Origin of the sequence: Paenibacillus donghaensis, assembly GCF_002192415.1 — a bacterium.
Lineage (GTDB): Bacteria > Bacillota > Bacilli > Paenibacillales > Paenibacillaceae > Paenibacillus_AQ > Paenibacillus_AQ donghaensis.
This window is the reverse complement of record NZ_CP021780.1, coordinates 1,338,344-1,353,390: the sequence shown is the minus strand read 5'-3', so window position 1 is coordinate 1,353,390 and position 15,047 is coordinate 1,338,344. Positions and strand designations below refer to the sequence as shown.

At 49.9% G+C, this 15,047-nt stretch carries 13 protein-coding genes; 3 read left to right on the top strand and 10 right to left on the bottom strand.

Annotated elements, in window-relative coordinates:
• Nucleotides 1–11: 11 nt before the first annotated feature.
• The 5 genes from B9T62_RS05670 to B9T62_RS05650 are packed head-to-tail and all read right to left on the bottom strand — an operon-like array spanning nt 12 to nt 3,925.
• On the bottom strand, nt 12–1,016 hold the full coding sequence (locus tag B9T62_RS05670; RefSeq protein WP_087914375.1) for an aldo/keto reductase: 1,005 nt from the start codon (nt 1,014–1,016) through the stop codon (nt 12–14).
• 28 nt (nt 1,017–1,044) lie between these two features.
• Nucleotides 1,045–1,404, bottom strand: a complete 360-nt coding sequence (locus B9T62_RS05665) for a tautomerase family protein (RefSeq protein ID WP_087914374.1) — start codon at nt 1,402–1,404, stop codon at nt 1,045–1,047.
• A 35-nt stretch (nt 1,405–1,439) separates the two neighbouring features.
• A complete protein-coding gene (locus tag B9T62_RS05660) occupies nt 1,440–2,273 on the bottom strand; it encodes a MetQ/NlpA family ABC transporter substrate-binding protein (protein WP_087914373.1) in 834 nt (277 codons plus the stop codon).
• 36 nt (nt 2,274–2,309) lie between these two features.
• Entirely contained in the window at nt 2,310–2,972 is a 663-nt protein-coding gene (locus tag B9T62_RS05655; protein ID WP_087914372.1) for a methionine ABC transporter permease, read from the bottom strand.
• Complete coding sequence (locus B9T62_RS05650; RefSeq protein ID WP_087914371.1) at nt 2,972–3,925, bottom strand: methionine ABC transporter ATP-binding protein; 954 nt, start codon at nt 3,923–3,925, stop codon at nt 2,972–2,974. Before B9T62_RS05650 ends, B9T62_RS05655 begins: the two co-directional genes overlap by 1 nt.
• A gap of 298 nt (nt 3,926–4,223) precedes the next feature.
• Between B9T62_RS05650 and B9T62_RS05645 the strand changes: the two genes are divergently transcribed.
• The gene (locus B9T62_RS05645) at nt 4,224–5,270 is read left to right on the top strand and encodes a LacI family DNA-binding transcriptional regulator (RefSeq protein WP_169834335.1); all 1,047 of its coding nucleotides are present in this window, start codon (nt 4,224–4,226) and stop codon (nt 5,268–5,270) included.
• Nucleotides 5,271–5,402: 132 nt separating this feature from the next.
• Here the strand turns inward: B9T62_RS05645 and pyk are convergent, their stop codons facing one another.
• Nucleotides 5,403–6,512 (bottom strand): pyruvate kinase, encoded by a 1,110-nt coding sequence (gene pyk, locus B9T62_RS05640; RefSeq protein WP_087914369.1) that lies wholly within the window; start codon nt 6,510–6,512, stop codon nt 5,403–5,405.
• A gap of 130 nt (nt 6,513–6,642) precedes the next feature.
• Here pyk and B9T62_RS05635 point away from each other — a divergent pair, with 130 nt between their 5' ends.
• Nucleotides 6,643–7,530, top strand: coding sequence for a fructose bisphosphate aldolase (locus tag B9T62_RS05635; protein ID WP_087914368.1), 888 nt, complete (start codon nt 6,643–6,645; stop codon nt 7,528–7,530).
• A gap of 177 nt (nt 7,531–7,707) precedes the next feature.
• Here B9T62_RS05635 and B9T62_RS05630 read toward each other — a convergent pair whose 3' ends face one another.
• The 3 genes from B9T62_RS05630 to B9T62_RS05620 are packed head-to-tail and all read right to left on the bottom strand — an operon-like array spanning nt 7,708 to nt 10,755.
• Nucleotides 7,708–8,871 (bottom strand): SMP-30/gluconolactonase/LRE family protein, encoded by a 1,164-nt coding sequence (locus B9T62_RS05630; protein ID WP_087914367.1) that lies wholly within the window; start codon nt 8,869–8,871, stop codon nt 7,708–7,710.
• 31 nt (nt 8,872–8,902) lie between these two features.
• Nucleotides 8,903–9,913 carry a zinc-dependent alcohol dehydrogenase family protein gene (locus tag B9T62_RS05625; RefSeq protein ID WP_087914366.1) on the bottom strand — a complete coding sequence of 337 codons (1,011 nt, stop codon included), beginning with the start codon at nt 9,911–9,913 and terminating at the stop codon, nt 8,903–8,905.
• Nucleotides 9,910–10,755, bottom strand: a complete 846-nt coding sequence (locus tag B9T62_RS05620) for an SDR family NAD(P)-dependent oxidoreductase (protein ID WP_087914365.1) — start codon at nt 10,753–10,755, stop codon at nt 9,910–9,912. Before B9T62_RS05620 ends, B9T62_RS05625 begins: the two co-directional genes overlap by 4 nt.
• 280 nt (nt 10,756–11,035) lie before the next feature.
• Here B9T62_RS05620 and B9T62_RS05615 point away from each other — a divergent pair, with 280 nt between their 5' ends.
• Entirely contained in the window at nt 11,036–11,695 is a 660-nt protein-coding gene (locus B9T62_RS05615; RefSeq protein WP_087914364.1) for a TetR/AcrR family transcriptional regulator, read from the top strand.
• 80 nt (nt 11,696–11,775) lie between these two features.
• On the opposite strand, the gene B9T62_RS05610 is transcribed toward B9T62_RS05615, so the two are convergent.
• The gene (locus B9T62_RS05610; RefSeq protein WP_087914363.1) at nt 11,776–15,045 is read right to left on the bottom strand and encodes a glycoside hydrolase family 2 protein; all 3,270 of its coding nucleotides are present in this window, start codon (nt 15,043–15,045) and stop codon (nt 11,776–11,778) included.
• Nucleotides 15,046–15,047: the final 2 nt, after the last annotated feature.

Below are 15,047 nucleotides of genomic sequence, written 5' to 3'. Positions count from 1 at the left end.
AAAGGGCCCTGTCACCGACCTAGTCCGGCGTCCGCAGCATGAAGCAGTTGAAGACGGCGGTCGATTTCGGCCACTGTATCATCTGTAAGGCTGACAGAGCCGCCCGCCAGATTCTCATGCAGATGCCGTTCTTTCCTGATGCCCAGGATCACATTGACATGCTCATGCTTCGCTCTTAGGTAAGCTACCGCCAGAGAGCTTGTGGAAATGCTATATTCCTTGGCCAACAGAGCCAGCTCCTGGGCAAAATCGACGGCCAACTGGAACGCCTCGCCCTGCCACCAGCGGTCACCGTGGCGCGTGTCGTCCTTGGGCAGCACATGACCCTTGCCAATATGGCCGCTGAGCAGCCCTTGGGCCAAAGGGGAATAAGCGTGGAAGCTGATGTTGTTGTCCTTGCACAGGGGCAGCACCTCAGCCTCCGCCTCCCTGGACAGCATGTTGTATTTCTTCTGTACAATGGCGATTTCTCCATGCTCGATATAGCTGTGAATGTGCTGGGGCTCGCAGTTAGATGCGCCTATGGCCCTGATTTTCCCTTCTTTCTTCAACTGAATCAGGGTATCGATGGTTTCCTCAATCGGTGTCAAAAAAGGCTCCATAGCAGGGTTGTGCGTGTAATAGATATCGATATAATCTGTATCAAGCCGCTTCAGACTTTCTTCCACCTCAATGCGGATGGTGCGCGGGCTAAGGTTGCGCTTGACCCGCCGTCCCTCCCAGGTGAAGCGGTAGCTGCCTTCCTCATCGCCCCACCATAACCCGCATTTGGTAGACAGGACTACCTGGTCCCGTCTTCCCTTGATGGCCTTGCCCACAATTTCCTCGCTGTGCCCAAACCCGTACACCGGCGCCGTATCGATGCAGTTGATGCCGGCGTCGAGTGTTGCATGGATGGCCCGGATGGATTCCGTATCGTCGGTATCGGGGAACTGAAAGCCGCCCCCCATGCCGAAGGCGCCCAGTGTCAACACCGAAGCTTCGATTCCGCTGTTGCCGATTTGCATTCTTTTCATGTCACTGCTCCTTTCACTGCTCCTTGGCTTAAATTTGGTCCAGCCGCAATTGGCCGCCTACGCCCACATTTTCATCGGCATGCTCTTTGATAATAACAATGGTCTTTACATTTACGCCCGTCAAAATCTTTTCTGCCGCAAGCTGAATGTTGCGAACCAGGTCGCGCTTCGTCTCCACAGGCTTGTTGGGCGCAGTATATACAAAGAAGGTGATTTCCTCGAAATCCTTCGGTGTGCCGTTAGCCCGCGGGAGCTCCTGCAGCAATATGGTTTTGAGGTGGGACGGAAGGCGAAGGGACTCTGTTACTGCTGCTCCGATTCCTTCTACAAACCGTTTCTTGTCATCGTCGTTCAGGGATGTGTTTGCCAATACTACTACTGTTGCCATAGGGATCAGGTCTCCTTTTTATATAGGTAATGGAATTATTGGTTGTAAGGTTTTTTTACTCCGTTGTAGGTTTTGAGCAGCCATTCCGCGTATTCCTTGGAGGACAGGATGTCTACGACCTTATCGAGCCATTCCTTGTTTTCGGTTTCTGCGTCTTTACTGATGGCCAGCACAATTCCGCCGTATTGCTTGTATACCTCAGACGTTTCCTGAAACAGGGCATTGTCGATGGTTACCTCGGGATCATTCATTTGGGAAATCGTAATCGAGGGAGCCGTCATAGCATCCAGATCGGCAAATGCGCCTACCCGGCTGCGTGGATCGATCTCAATAAAGCTAAGCTTTTTCTTGTTTTCCGTTATATCCAAGAGCGTCGGCAGCTCCACTCCTTCCCGAAGCTTGATTAGGCCGTTCGTCGCAAGCAATTGCAGCTCTCTGGCGCGGTTTGCAGAATCGTTAGCGATGCCAATTTCGGCCCCTTCTGGCAATTCATCTGCGCTCTTATATTTTTTGGATACAAATACAACGGGGGTTGTGTAAATATTGGGACCATAGGGGATCAGGCTGGTGCCGTTACTTTCGTTGAAGCTGGTCATATACTTTTCATTCTGAAAATAGTTGGCTTCGATGCTCCCGTCTGCCGTAGCATTGTTCAGTGCAATGTTGTCGTTAAATACCTGCACCTCGATGTCGTAGCCCTCCGGCTTCAGCTTCTCGGCGACGTAATCGATATCGGGCTGTTCGCGGGCGATGACGCCGATGACGATTTTTTTCGATTGGCCTTCAGAGGAGTTATTGCCGCAGCCAGCAAGCAGACTCAGGGACAGAACGGAGACGAGCGCAAGAGCAATAATGGAAGTTTTTTTCATACCGGCATACCTCTTTCATTGGGTTATTTCATACACTTATTTTAATTTCCGATAAAGAACATTGCCTCCAAATTGAATGAATTGAACGATGATGATGAGAATAACAACGGTGCTGTACATGACGGTATCGTTGAAGTTCTGGTAGCCGTAGGTCAACGCCACTGCCCCCAAGCCTCCGGCGCCTACCGTGCCGGCCATAGCCGTGAATCCCAGCAGAGAGACGTAGCCCAATGTCAGATGGGACACGATGGACGGGATCGATTCGCTGACGATGACATGAAACGTAATTTGCCAATCCGACGCTCCGAATGATTTGGCCGCTTCAATCAGACTGGGATTGACCTCCTTGAAGCAACCCTCCAGCAGTCTGGCTATAAGCGGGGAACCCACAATGGTGATGGAAAAAATCGCGGCCGTCGTTCCTATGGTCGTCCCTACCATAAACCGTGTTAACGGAATGATCGTAATGATCAGAATAATGAAGGGCACCGAACGGAGCACGTTGATGATAGCGCTACAGACTTCATAGACCAGCCGGTTTGGCCGCAAGCCGTTTACATCCGTCGTAATCAGAATAAGCGCAAGCAGAAAACCAAAGAAGGTACAGGTGACAACCGTGCCGCCCAGCATAATCACGGTATCGCGCAAGCCTGGAAGAATAATGCGGTCCAGCAAGGTCTGGAAATCGTACTTATACATTACACCTTCCTCCATTCCGTGCCGGTTTCGTCGAGATACGCCTCAGCCTTTGCGAAATCCCCCTTGTCCACCGCTAGGGTGAACGTTCCGGCAATGCTGTCGGCGTAACGGTCCAGCCCGCCCCATACGACCTCAAACTGGATTCCCGTCGTCAGAGCGAAGCGGGAGAGCTGATCTGCTTGGCCCGGACGCTGCACCATTTCGAATAGGACCTTGTCTCCCTGCTTAACTATGCCGCTGGCACCCAGCAGCTCGTTCAGCGCTTCGGAGCGGTTCAGGAAAATGTCCTGCACGGAGCCTGATACCTTCAGCTCCCCTTTGCTTAATATGGCTATGTTGTTGCAGACCTCCTTCACGACCTCCATCTGATGGGTCACAATGACGATAGTAATCCCAAGCTCTTTGTTGATCTTCTTCAGCAGGCCCAGAATGGATTTCGTAATATTGGGGTCCAGAGCACTTGTGGCTTCATCGCATAGCAGAATGTTGGGATTCATAGCCAGCGCTCTGGCAATAGCTACCCGCTGCTTCTGCCCGCCCGAAAGCTGGCTGGGCCGGGAATGGATTTTGTCCGTCAGTTCCACCAGCCTCAGAAGCTCATGAATGCGCGCATCGGCTTCCTCCTTCTTGTAGTTGAAGCATTTCATCGGGAACATGATGTTTTCATACACAGTTTTTCGCTCCAGCAGTGAAAATTGCTGAAAAATCATGCCGATGCCACTTCGGAATTTGCGAAGCTCGGCACCGCTAAGGCTGCTGATGTCCGTCCCGTTCACCAGAAGCGTTCCCTGCTCGTAGCTTTCCAGCCCGTTCACGCAGCGCAGCAACGTGGATTTGCCTGCGCCGCTAATGCCTACAAGACCGAAAATGTCTCCGTCTCTGATGGATACATTAATGCCGGAAAGTACGGGCTTATCGCCGAAGGACTTGTACAAATTGTTGATCTCAATCAATGGCAGCACCCCTTTCACTGAAACAACCACAACACCAAGCTGCAGCTTTATGGATAGCAAATCTTGCAGAAAGAACCCTTTTCGCTTAAAATTATATCGATCTAATTTTACGAGAAAAAAATTTTATCTGCCCTAGAGACAAAACAATAAATGCCTATAAGTTTACTCGGGATAATGTTAGCAGGTGACTATTGCTCTGTCAACACTAAATATTATCACTATAGAATTTATGATATACTATTGTGAATATATACGGATAAACGGAGAAAGTTTCGGGCGACAAAAGGAGGAATGTGACTTGGCTTCAAGGGATAAGCGGGTGACGCTGCAGGATGTGGCCAATGATGCCGGAGTTTCCAGGGCCACAGCATCGCTGGTGGTCAGGGGCAGCAAATCCATCAAGGCCAGCACCCACAAGAAAGTTATGGATTCGATGGAGAAGCTTGGTTACGTGTACGACAGGCTGGCAGCCAGCTTCCGCTCGCAAAGCTCTTCTACAGTGGGAATCGTGATTACAGATATCGAGAATCCATTTTATCACCAGATGCTTACGAAGATCAGTGATGTGTTATATGAGCAGCAGTTTACTTTCCTGCTCGGCATGTCCTCTGAATCGCAGGAGAAACAGGAGAAAGTGCTGGAAACGATGCTGGAGAATCGTGTATGCGGCATCATTCTGACTCCTGTGGCTGGCACACCGCCTTTGCTTTTTAACAAATTACGTTCCATGCAAATACCGGCGCTGCTCATCGGGCGGGAAGTCGAGGGCTCGGGTGCGGATTATGTCGGAACAGATTACCGCCTCGGCTCCCAATTGGCCATCCGGCATCTGGTAGAGCAGGGACACCGCAGGATTGCTTACATCGGCGGTATGCCCCCCGGAAATACGGCTTACCGTGAGCGAATAGACGGCTATTGCAGCGCTTTGCGGGAATGTGGCCTTGAGGTGGACCCGCAGCTGATTATACCCACCCCGCTTAACCGCGAAGGAGGCATCCGCGCTATTCAGGAAGCGCTGCTGCTCGATCATCCGCCTACAGCCTGCTTCTGCCATAACGATATTATTGCGCTGGGCGTAACCATCGGTATGCGGTTTCAAGGGCTTGTACCCGGCGAGCACATGGCCATTGTCGGGTTCGACAATGTGCTGGAGACGGAGACGGTGGAGCCGCAGCTGACCACAGTATCGGTATTCCATGACCAATGGGGCGTCGAGTCGGCCAGGCAAATGCTGGGCAGAATCGGGGGCTTGCTGAACGACCCGGTTAAAATCATTATTCCACCCAAGCTTATTGTCAGAAAATCTTCGGTATGCTTCAAGGGCTTGCCGAACCTAAAGGCCTGAGGCCATCATACAAGGATATGGATGCATGGAGGCGCATGGATCAATTTACACAATGGTCAAGGGGTGGGTCCGATTAAGAGTCAACTGCTCTACCAACTGAGCTAAGAGTCTCTGTTTGTTCTAATTATCCTATTAATCTGACCGGTTATTGATAGCGACTTTCTTATTGAGCTCATTAAACAACGCATCGGAGCAAATCTCCTCCAGTGATAAACCGCTCTCTCCTTGCTCGCGCATGTTCTCTGCAAATTTGGCTACCGTATTCAGGACTCTTGTGCTTTGCACCGGATAATGGCCAACCGAGCTTTCAGCTGACAGCATCACGGCATCAGTCCCGTCCAGAACGGCCTGAGAGACATCTGTTACCTCTGCGCGCGTCGGAACCGGATGATCAACCATGGATTGCAGCATTTGAGTAGCCGTAATTACATAGGTCTTCGATCGGCTGCACTCGCGAAGAATCGCTTTCTGAATGAAGGGAATTCGCTCAAAAGGCAGCTCCACGCCAAGATCTCCGCGTGCAATCATGATTCCGTCGGACGCCTCCATGATGGATGGAAAGTTACGCACGGCATGAATGGTTTCGATTTTGGAAATGAGGCCCGGTTGACTATATTTCCCCAGAGCGGATACAAACTCTCGAATTTCCTCCAGATGCGACGCCACACGGATAAAAGAACAAGCAATCCAATCTACATGATGCTCCAGCAGGAACTGAAGATCCTGTTTGTCTTTTTCCGTAATGGCTGGCAAGCGAATTTTCGTTCCTGGAAGATTAACGCCTTTTCGGCTGCCGATCGTGCCACCGACTATAACCCTTGTAGTGATCCTTTGCGGATGCTTATCCGTCACCTCAAGCTTGACTTCCCCGTCATTAATTAAGATAGCGGCTCCTTGTAAAATATCTTCCATCACACCAGGATTATCGAGCGCTGCGCGCTCCCGGCCTCCCGGTTCATCAGACTGGTCAAGGATAAACGTTTGGCCCTCATCTAATCGAACCGCGTCCCCTTTTACGCTCATCAGACGGATTTTCGGTCCCTGCAAGTCACCCATAATCCGTACAGGCTGTCCCGATTCGGCAGCGGCTGCCCGCAAAACTTCGATTACCCGCCCATGCTCTTCATGGCTCCCGTGTGACATATTGAGCCGGGCAATCGTCATACCGCTCAGCAGCAATTCCTTGAGAACTGCAGGAGAAGAACTTGCCGGACCTATCGTGCAGATCAAATCAACACTCATGTGAACCCACCTCCCATACCCGATTTGCTTCCCTGTCTTTCCTCTAGTTTGCATTGTACGTTTATTCTAACTAAACTATACATGATTGAAACAGTTGCCATTCATTTTACGGAAGGGAAGGGACACATCCATGAATACGAACCAATTGGACCGGATTCACACGGGAAAGGGCTTCATTGCGGCTTTGGATCAAAGCGGCGGAAGCACACCTAAAGCACTGCTGCAATATGGTATTCAGGAAGACCGCTATTCCAAAGAAGAAGAAATGTTTGAACTGGTGCATGAAATGAGAACGCGTATTATCAAAAGCCCGGCGTTTGATTCCAAACACATTTTGGGTGCTATTCTTTTTGAGAACACAATGGACCGCTTCATTGACGGCCAATTAACCGCCGATTATCTTTGGGAGCAGAAAGGCATTGTGCCCTTTTTAAAAATCGATCAAGGTCTGGCCGAGCCTGAAAACGGGGTTCAGCTCATGAAGCCCATTCCCGGATTGGATGACCTTCTGAAGCGCGCAGTTCAGAAAAACATCTTCGGGACCAAGATGCGCTCACTGATCAAGGAAGCAAATCCTGCTGGCATCCAAAAAGTTGCCCGCCAGCAGTTCGCCATCGCTAACCAAATTGCAAGTTATGGCTTGGTGCCGATTATCGAACCGGAAGTGGATATTCACATTGCAGATAAAGAACAAGCGGAGCAGCTTCTAAAACAGGAAATCTCCACTCAATTATCCACCCTTGGCAAAGACGTAAAAGTCATGCTTAAACTATCCATACCAACGGAGGACAATTTCTACAGCGAATTCATTGAAGATCCGCATGTGGTACGGGTTGTGGCTTTGTCCGGCGGCTATACTCAATTGGAGGCCAATGACAAGCTGGCACATAACCACGGGCTGATCGCCAGCTTCTCCCGCGCTTTATCGCAGGGGTTAAGCGATCAGCAATCGGATGAGGAATTCAACGCCATGCTCGCACAATCCACTCAAGCCATCTACGAAGCCTCCATTACTTAAGGGAGAAATAGCACGACCCCTGAGCTATAAAAAGCCCAGGGGCCGTTATGGAAAAACAAAAGATCCGTTCCCAAATCTGGGGCGGATCTTTTATTACTATTTGGACATATCAAGACGGCCCCAGCGGTTAATCTCCAAATCATCCAGATTCATTTTGCACCCTCCCAGATTCCAACCTTATTTTGTTAAAAGCACGCGATGAACGCCCTTGCTGCCCCCAGGTGCCGTTCCTATATATAAATATCCGTTATGGCTTACAGCCGTAGTTACGCCATACAGTTTGCCTACCGGATCATGCCAGCTTCCGATAAGCTCTCCCTGCGGACTGAACTCCGCAGCGAGCCCATGCTTCGCCGGTGCGCTTGCGCCGCTAAGCAGCGACTGCGGCACTTTGGCCATGGTACTGGCCAACCAAGGGTTGCTATGCATCTGATCTACAAAAGAAAGGCGAGTCGTGAAGATACCGACCCAGAAATGACCTTGGTCATCACGCGTAATGTTGTCTGGAAAGCCTGCGAGATTGTCTGCGAAAATATCAGATGTACCTTTCTTCGGTCCTTTGAGCCAGTATCTGGTCAACTGATAATGATACGATTCCGCCACAAGCACAAAATCTTCATCCGCGGACAAGGCAACCCCGTTTGCAAAATAGAGGCCTTCTAACAGGACGGTCGTCTTCTTGGTCATTGGATCGTACTTCAGCAAGCGTCCATGCGGCTTGTTCTCGGCAATTTCTTTGAAGGTCACGCTACCATAATTCGAAGTATCGGAGAAATAAATGGAGCCGTCCTTGGCAATATCAAGCTCATTAGCTAAATAGATCGGCTTGCCGTCCACTTGATCGGCCAATACCTCTATGCTCCCGGATGGGTTTATAGACAGCAGTCCCCTCTTGACATCCGTAACGATCAAATCGCCTTTGGCATCGAATATAAGCCCATTAGGCGTTCCTTTGGTGTCTGCAAACAGTTGGGCTTTTTGCGGATTGCCCTCTGTATCGAAAGGAACCTTGTAAATTTTCCCGTCTGCATCTCCTGTAAATAGCTGGCCTTCTTTATCGAATGTAATGAATTCCGGGAATTGAGGGGCATCAGTAACAAGCTGAGCCGAGCTGAGTTTGTTGTTCTGTTTCCACGGACCCTCTTCCTCAAAAGAGGGAGCCGTCGGTGCGGACCATTTTGCCGGTTTGATCGGTGAAGGAAAAAGTAAGAAAACGAGTAATCCTAGAACGAGCACCGTGAGCAGTGATAGACCCCATCTGCATATCCTAGCACGCAGTGAGCGTTTAGGACGATTCACGCCTTCAGTAGATTTAACGGAGCTAACTGGTTTATTGGGCATTAGAGAGCCTCCTATGTCATTTTGAGAGATTTTAGATTTGGACTACGATTTTACCAAAATATTGCTTTCCTTCAGCCAAGAGCGCGAATGCTTCTCCAATTCGATCTAGAGGGAATACACGGTCGATGACGGGATGTAAACGATGATGGGCAATCGCTCGATTCATCTTTTCAAAGTGATCCCGGTTGCCGACTTGACTTCCGCGAACCGTTGCGGCTTTCTGCAAGATGCTGGAGACATCGTATTCTGGAATGGTCAAGCCCGATAAGAACCCGACCATACTCACGGTCCCTCCAGTGCGAAGTGCATTTATGGATTTCCCCATCGTTGCCGCTCCTCCAACATCCAGAACATGGTCGACGCCGCCAGTCAGCTCTAACGCTGCCTTATCCCAATCAGGAACCTCCGAATAGTTGATCGTTTGCCATGCGCCAAGAGCTTTTGCTCGTTCCAGCTTGTCGTTACTGCTCGACGTGATGATGACTCGTGCTCCGGCCATAAGCGAGAATTGAAGCCCGAAGATGGAGACACCGCCTGTTCCTTGCAGCAGCACGGTATCACCTGCTTGCAAACCACCGTATTCGATGAGCATGCTCCATGCGGTTAATGCCGCGATCGGCAGGGTGGAGGCCTCTTCATAAGTAAGGTGATCGGGAATAGGGACGACTCCTTCTTCATGTAGAACGACATACTCGGCCGCCACTCCGTTCAACGGACCTCCCAGACTTTCTTCTAACACCCCTGGTCTTGGGTTGCCGCCAATGAAGCGCTGTTGAAAATTACCTGCTACTCTTTGTCCGACCTGAAACCTAGTTACTCCTTGGCCAATGACTACAATTTCTCCCGCTCCGTCTGATAATGGAATGAAGGGGAATTTGACTTCGATCGGCATTAATCCGCTGAGGACCACTAGATCCCGATAATTGAGAGAAGCTGCCCTCATGCGGATCAGCACCTCCTTAGGGCCTGGCGTTGGTTTGTCGAGTTCCGTCATGGTTAATTCCTCAAAGCCGAAGCCGTTTGTCAGTTGTATAGCTTTCATCGTATTGTCCTCCCTGCAAGATCAGATTGATTACCCGGATTCTTATTATTGCTGCTGTATCCTTCACGCGGACGAAGCATGCTTCCAACAAGCCGAAGACCTTGCTTTCGTGTAATGAAACGCGTTAACTGCGCCCCTAGATAATTCTGTACACCCGGAACGACATACACTTTCCCTTCCTTCAACGCGCGAAGTGCAACCTCTACGACTCTTTCTGGCGTGTCTTTCTTTCCGACGGAGGCTTCTTCCGCTCCTACGACATTAAAGAAACTGGTGTCCGTCGAACCGGGACAAAGTGCAAAGAATTTTATGCCGCGGTTGCGGTTTTCAAACCATAACGCTTGAGTAAACGACAGGACGAAAGCTTTCGTTGCCCCATATACGGCCATATAGGGAAGTGGTTGAAATCCGGCGGTTGAGGCAACATTGATAACTGCACCTGAGCTTCTGCGCAACATGTCCGGTAAGAACAAGTGGGTCATATCAACAACAGCGGCGACATTGAGCATAACCTCTTCATGTTGACGCTCACCTGACACTTGTTCAAACAAACCATGTGTAGCAAAGCCTGCATTGTTGATCAGCAGTTCGATATCCACTTTCAAAAGTCGACATTTCTGATATAACTCGCTGGGCGCGCCCTCTTTCGAAAGATCCATAGAGATAACCTCAGCTTTGATGCCATGCATCTTTCTGAGCTCTGATGCCAGGCTCTCAAGCTTGCTCTCCGATCGGGCGACGAGTACCAAATGGCTGCCTTGTTTGGCCAGTTGTCTCGCGAATTGCTCTCCAATACCGGAAGAAGCTCCCGTGACGAGCGCCCATTTCCCCTTATTTGTCATACTGCTGCTCTCCTTTTCGATACTATGTTATATTATAGAAACACCGTTACCATTGCTCAGAAGTCATTTTCGATTCTCATGAAAGTTAAGAATTTCCGAGCATTATGGTAACAGTGTTTCCAATTGGTATCATTGTATCCACTTAATTTCAGAAAGTCAATATGATCTTTGAGCCTCCATCGTTTTATTGACAAGTGAAGGACAACTGTATACAATTCCTGCTAAGAGAGTCGGAAACTTTGTTTCCTGAAGAAAACACGATAACCAAAGGTGGATGATTATGAGCGACCAAGATGCCTCCTCCAATACGAACACACGAAAGTTGAAAACCTACCAAGAAGCTCGCATGCAAAATACTGAAAATCTCCGCAAGCTCGTTGTTGATGCTGCGGCAACGCTCTTACAGGAAGAGGGCCCGGAAGCCGTTACGGTGCGCAAAGTATCCCAAAAAATGAATTGCTCGACAAAAATCATTTACAACTTGTTTGTCAATAAAGAGGGCTTGGCCCAGCAGTTGTATCTGGACGGTTGCAAGCTCCTCGCTAACGAATTCGAGAGGACGCCGCAAGCTGCTGATCCGGCACAGCATTTGCTGAATTTTGGCGAAACCTTTTGGCAATTCGGGCAGCACTACTGCAGCTATTATAAACTGATGTTCGGGGGCGCTTTCGCAGATTTCAAACCGGACGAGGAAAGCATGCGCGGTACCGTAACGGCCATGAGTCAATTATTGACCGTGATCAGCAACGCGCAAGAGCAAGGACTAATTCCCGGCCAATACGACACCGAATCCGTTATCCGCATATTTTGGGCCTCGCTCCATGGCGTCATTCATCTTTACATGGGAGGACACTTGGGAGATGTACAAGCAGCCTATGCCGTATACAAGCAGACGTTGTCTTTGATTGTCGGCTCGTTGTTTCCAAATCATAGCGGCTAAAGGAATAGTAGAAAAAGGCCATTCTCCGGAAGCAACGGAGAATGGCCTTAGTCATGGAAAGATCATCTGGTCAGCTCTTTTTAAGGAAGTTCGATCCGGAATACACGCACTTTCTCGTCATAATAGGAGACAACCTCTTTGATATAAGAAACCACCGCATTAATCTCTACTATAAACGTCTGCTTGTGAATGTAAGGCTCCCCGTTCAGAAGATTCTCTTCCCCGTTCACTAGAAGGTGCGTGCGCCCTTTTTCCGCTGTAACAGTAGTACCATCGGAAGTCAGGGTAAGGATCCCCTTCTCTGGATCAAACGAATAATCAAATAACTGAGGCCGTTGACTTTTGATCCTTTCCAGAATGAACAGGATCGGACTGTAGATACTGCCATGATCATAGATGCTTAGAATGCCGCGAGTGTCGGGCTCCTGCCCATCTACCAGCACCTTGCAATAGACCTTGTCCTCCGCCACATATTTGGCCGCGTCAGCCTCAGGAATAGCCTTGAAAGGATAACCGCTTGCCACAGGAGCTACATCATAGTTCGGAGCCAGGTATTGCCCGGGTTCAAGGGAGAGCGCCCCGGTATCGGCAGGACAACTTTGAATGACAACCGACTCTTCGGGAAACCCCTGCATCAGCGCAGTCAGCCGGATGTTGCCGGCTTTTCTTGTAGAACGGATGAACACCCGGTTATTGCCGCATTCCGCAAAAACGTGATTTTGGTGAATGACGCTATCTTCTTTTCCAAAGCCGTTGAAGCGTCCGCTGTTATACCCTCCGAGGAAAACCCCTTCCCCTTCGATGCTGAAATCGATCCGGTCATAAGCAAGGGGGACAAGACGGCCCATTTCATCCAAAACCTCAACATCTACATAAACAACATCCGCACCATCAGCCAGCAGTCCTCGGTCCCCGGTAAAGGCTGTCAGCTTCAGCCTGGAAGGCGAAGATACCGTTTCAATAGTGTCCACTGCTACCTGATTTCCTTGATAATCATAAGCCTTTGCCGTAATGACTCCGGATTGGGTGATATCCATATGCTCGAAGGGAAACACAAACGTATCCACAGGTTTATCGCAGACCCCTGCCGGTTTGCCGTTAATGAACAGCTCCACTCTCGCTATGGAGTAGCTGCCCAGCACATACAGGGTCTTATCCTTTGGATTGCGGAAGCTGTACTCCCCGGTCTTCCTCCAGTACGTCCCGTCAAATTCCTTCAACGCATAGCGGTAATTGCTTCCACCTACCTGGGGATAACTCCAGTGACCGATGATCTTGACCATGGGAACGGGTGACTGGATAGTACGGAATACCTCAAAGCTCTGCTTTTTGATGCGCACAGGGTCTACCCGCCCACTCATTCTGGCATTCTCTGAAGCCGCCTGCCTTCCATGTTGGGCAGAATCCGTCCAGCATAAGGCAGCGGCTGCAGCGTAGAAATTCTTGGCGGAGGCTCCCCCGATGCGGTCATTGAAAAACTCGGCATATCCTCTGGCCGCATACAAGGCAAGGTCCTCTGAGGTCAAATCATGGCAGTCGCCCCCCGGCTGCTTCCTCCCGCCCAAGCCAAGCCAGAGATTATCATAGTCATAATCCGGCGGGGAAAAATCATCCCAGACCCGCCTTGGCGCTTCCTCGCGCAGATATTCCGTCTCCGTTACAGGCATTTTCTCGGATTGGAAGCGGCCGGCATGACGGTTTAACATGGTTCCTACATATTCCGCTTCTTGGACGACTTCATCCGTGTTCAGGGTACGGCAGCCCATAAATCTGCCGCCGTCAGGATCAAGCTTTTCCTTTAGCAGGCGCATTTCGCGCATATGTTCCTTGTTGATGGAGTTATTGCCCGCCTCCCAGAACAGGATAGATGGATTGTTTTTAAAGTAAATCATGATATCCCGCATGACTTCCATCCGCTGATCCCATTGTCTGCCCGTATTTTCATGTTCCTTATCGCCTGCCGGTTGTGTGCAAACGACCCCGTAACGGTCGCAGGAGCGGATATCCGCGGGGCTTGCCGCCACATGCATAAACCGGATATGGTTGGCGTTGCTTTCGCGGACCAGCTTGGCATCCATATCTCTGAGCCAATCCGGGGCAATACCGATGGCTGCCCATTCATTGGAGGAACGCTGCGCATACCCAGTAAGCCAGACCTGGTTGTCGTTGATCATCAACCCATGATCCGCATCATAAGAAACCTTTCTGAAGCCCGTCTGCGTAATTGTTGTATCAAGTACTTCCCCATCCAATTTGAGCTCAGTGTGAATCGTATATAGATACGGGTCGTCCGGCGACCAGAACCGAAGCCCAGAAACCAAGGCGGAATGCTTCACAATTGTGACTTCAACGGAGTTTGTTAGGGTTGGCTCTACTTCTTCCTCAAGCTGCGGCAGATACCTCTCCCCTTCTTTTCTGTAAGCATCCACCGGCGTAATCGACAATGGAGGACATGCGGGCAGTTGGGCGGCGGGAATCAAGGTCAGACCGGAGGAGATGCGGCCTATTTCTTTTCCTTGATGGTCATAGATGACGCTATCCAGGATGACAGACTTGCCACAGCCGGTTTCGTTTCTTATTTCTGCCTGGGAATGGATAACTGCTTGTTTGTGTTGAATATCATAATCCGTACCATAGATATAAACCCCTTTTGTCTGCAAATTGCTGTAGATGGGGAGTGTGATATACAGCTTCGGCTTCACATGAAGACTTATATTTCTGGATAAGCCACCGACCGAGGGATTAAAATCATTGCAATTCCAGAAGTATCGGACTCCTCTTATGGATTGCGGAATACTTTCCAGCTCTGTCAAGGAATCCATGAACGCACCGGGTACCGCCTCCGGGTGATTCGGCGTCTCCGCTACAAAATAATCGAGATCCCTGGTTGAAGTATTGTCGGTTGCCACAGCAATGAGATTGTCCCCGTCATATTCAATATAAGGCGTTAAGTCAAAGGCGAAGGGCACAATGCCGGCTTCGTAATACCCTGCCATCTTTCCGTTGATATACAAGTAACACGTCTGCCGGATGCCTTCGAACTCGATCAGCACTTTTTTTCCGTTATGGAACGGGGGGAGCCGGAACCATTTCCGGTAAAAGGAGAAGGTTCTTTTCTGACCACTGCCAGCATCCTTGATCCGGGCCACAAACAGATCCTGATCATTATAGGTATGGGGAACGCCCACCGTTGCCCAATCCTGTTCATTGTATTCCTTCTCATAAAAAAAACTGCCTGCGCCGTCTCTCCAGGCCTCCACTGCATCCGCCAGAGGAAAAGCATCTGCAAGCTTAAACTTCCACTCGTAATTGAAGTTATATATCTGGGACTTGGTCAAATTCTGATTCATGT

Excerpts from the sequence above, each read along its gene's own strand:
- B9T62_RS05670 (WP_087914375.1), bottom strand. The coding sequence starts at position 1,016 with ATGAAAAGAATGCAAATCGGCAACAGCGGAATCGAAGCTTCGGTGTTG.
- B9T62_RS05665 (WP_087914374.1), bottom strand. The coding sequence starts at position 1,404 with ATGGCAACAGTAGTAGTATTGGCAAACACATCCCTGAACGACGATGAC.
- B9T62_RS05660 (WP_087914373.1), bottom strand. The coding sequence starts at position 2,273 with ATGAAAAAAACTTCCATTATTGCTCTTGCGCTCGTCTCCGTTCTGTCC.
- B9T62_RS05655 (WP_087914372.1), bottom strand. The coding sequence starts at position 2,972 with ATGTATAAGTACGATTTCCAGACCTTGCTGGACCGCATTATTCTTCCA.
- pyk (WP_087914369.1), bottom strand. The coding sequence starts at position 6,512 with ATGAGTGTTGATTTGATCTGCACGATAGGTCCGGCAAGTTCTTCTCCT.
- B9T62_RS05635 (WP_087914368.1), top strand. The coding sequence starts at position 6,643 with ATGAATACGAACCAATTGGACCGGATTCACACGGGAAAGGGCTTCATT.
- B9T62_RS05630 (WP_087914367.1), bottom strand. The coding sequence starts at position 8,871 with ATGCCCAATAAACCAGTTAGCTCCGTTAAATCTACTGAAGGCGTGAAT.
- B9T62_RS05625 (WP_087914366.1), bottom strand. The coding sequence starts at position 9,913 with ATGAAAGCTATACAACTGACAAACGGCTTCGGCTTTGAGGAATTAACC.
- B9T62_RS05620 (WP_087914365.1), bottom strand. The coding sequence starts at position 10,755 with ATGACAAATAAGGGGAAATGGGCGCTCGTCACGGGAGCTTCTTCCGGT.
- B9T62_RS05615 (WP_087914364.1), top strand. The coding sequence starts at position 11,036 with ATGAGCGACCAAGATGCCTCCTCCAATACGAACACACGAAAGTTGAAA.
- B9T62_RS05610 (WP_087914363.1), bottom strand. The coding sequence starts at position 15,045 with ATGAATCAGAATTTGACCAAGTCCCAGATATATAACTTCAATTACGAG.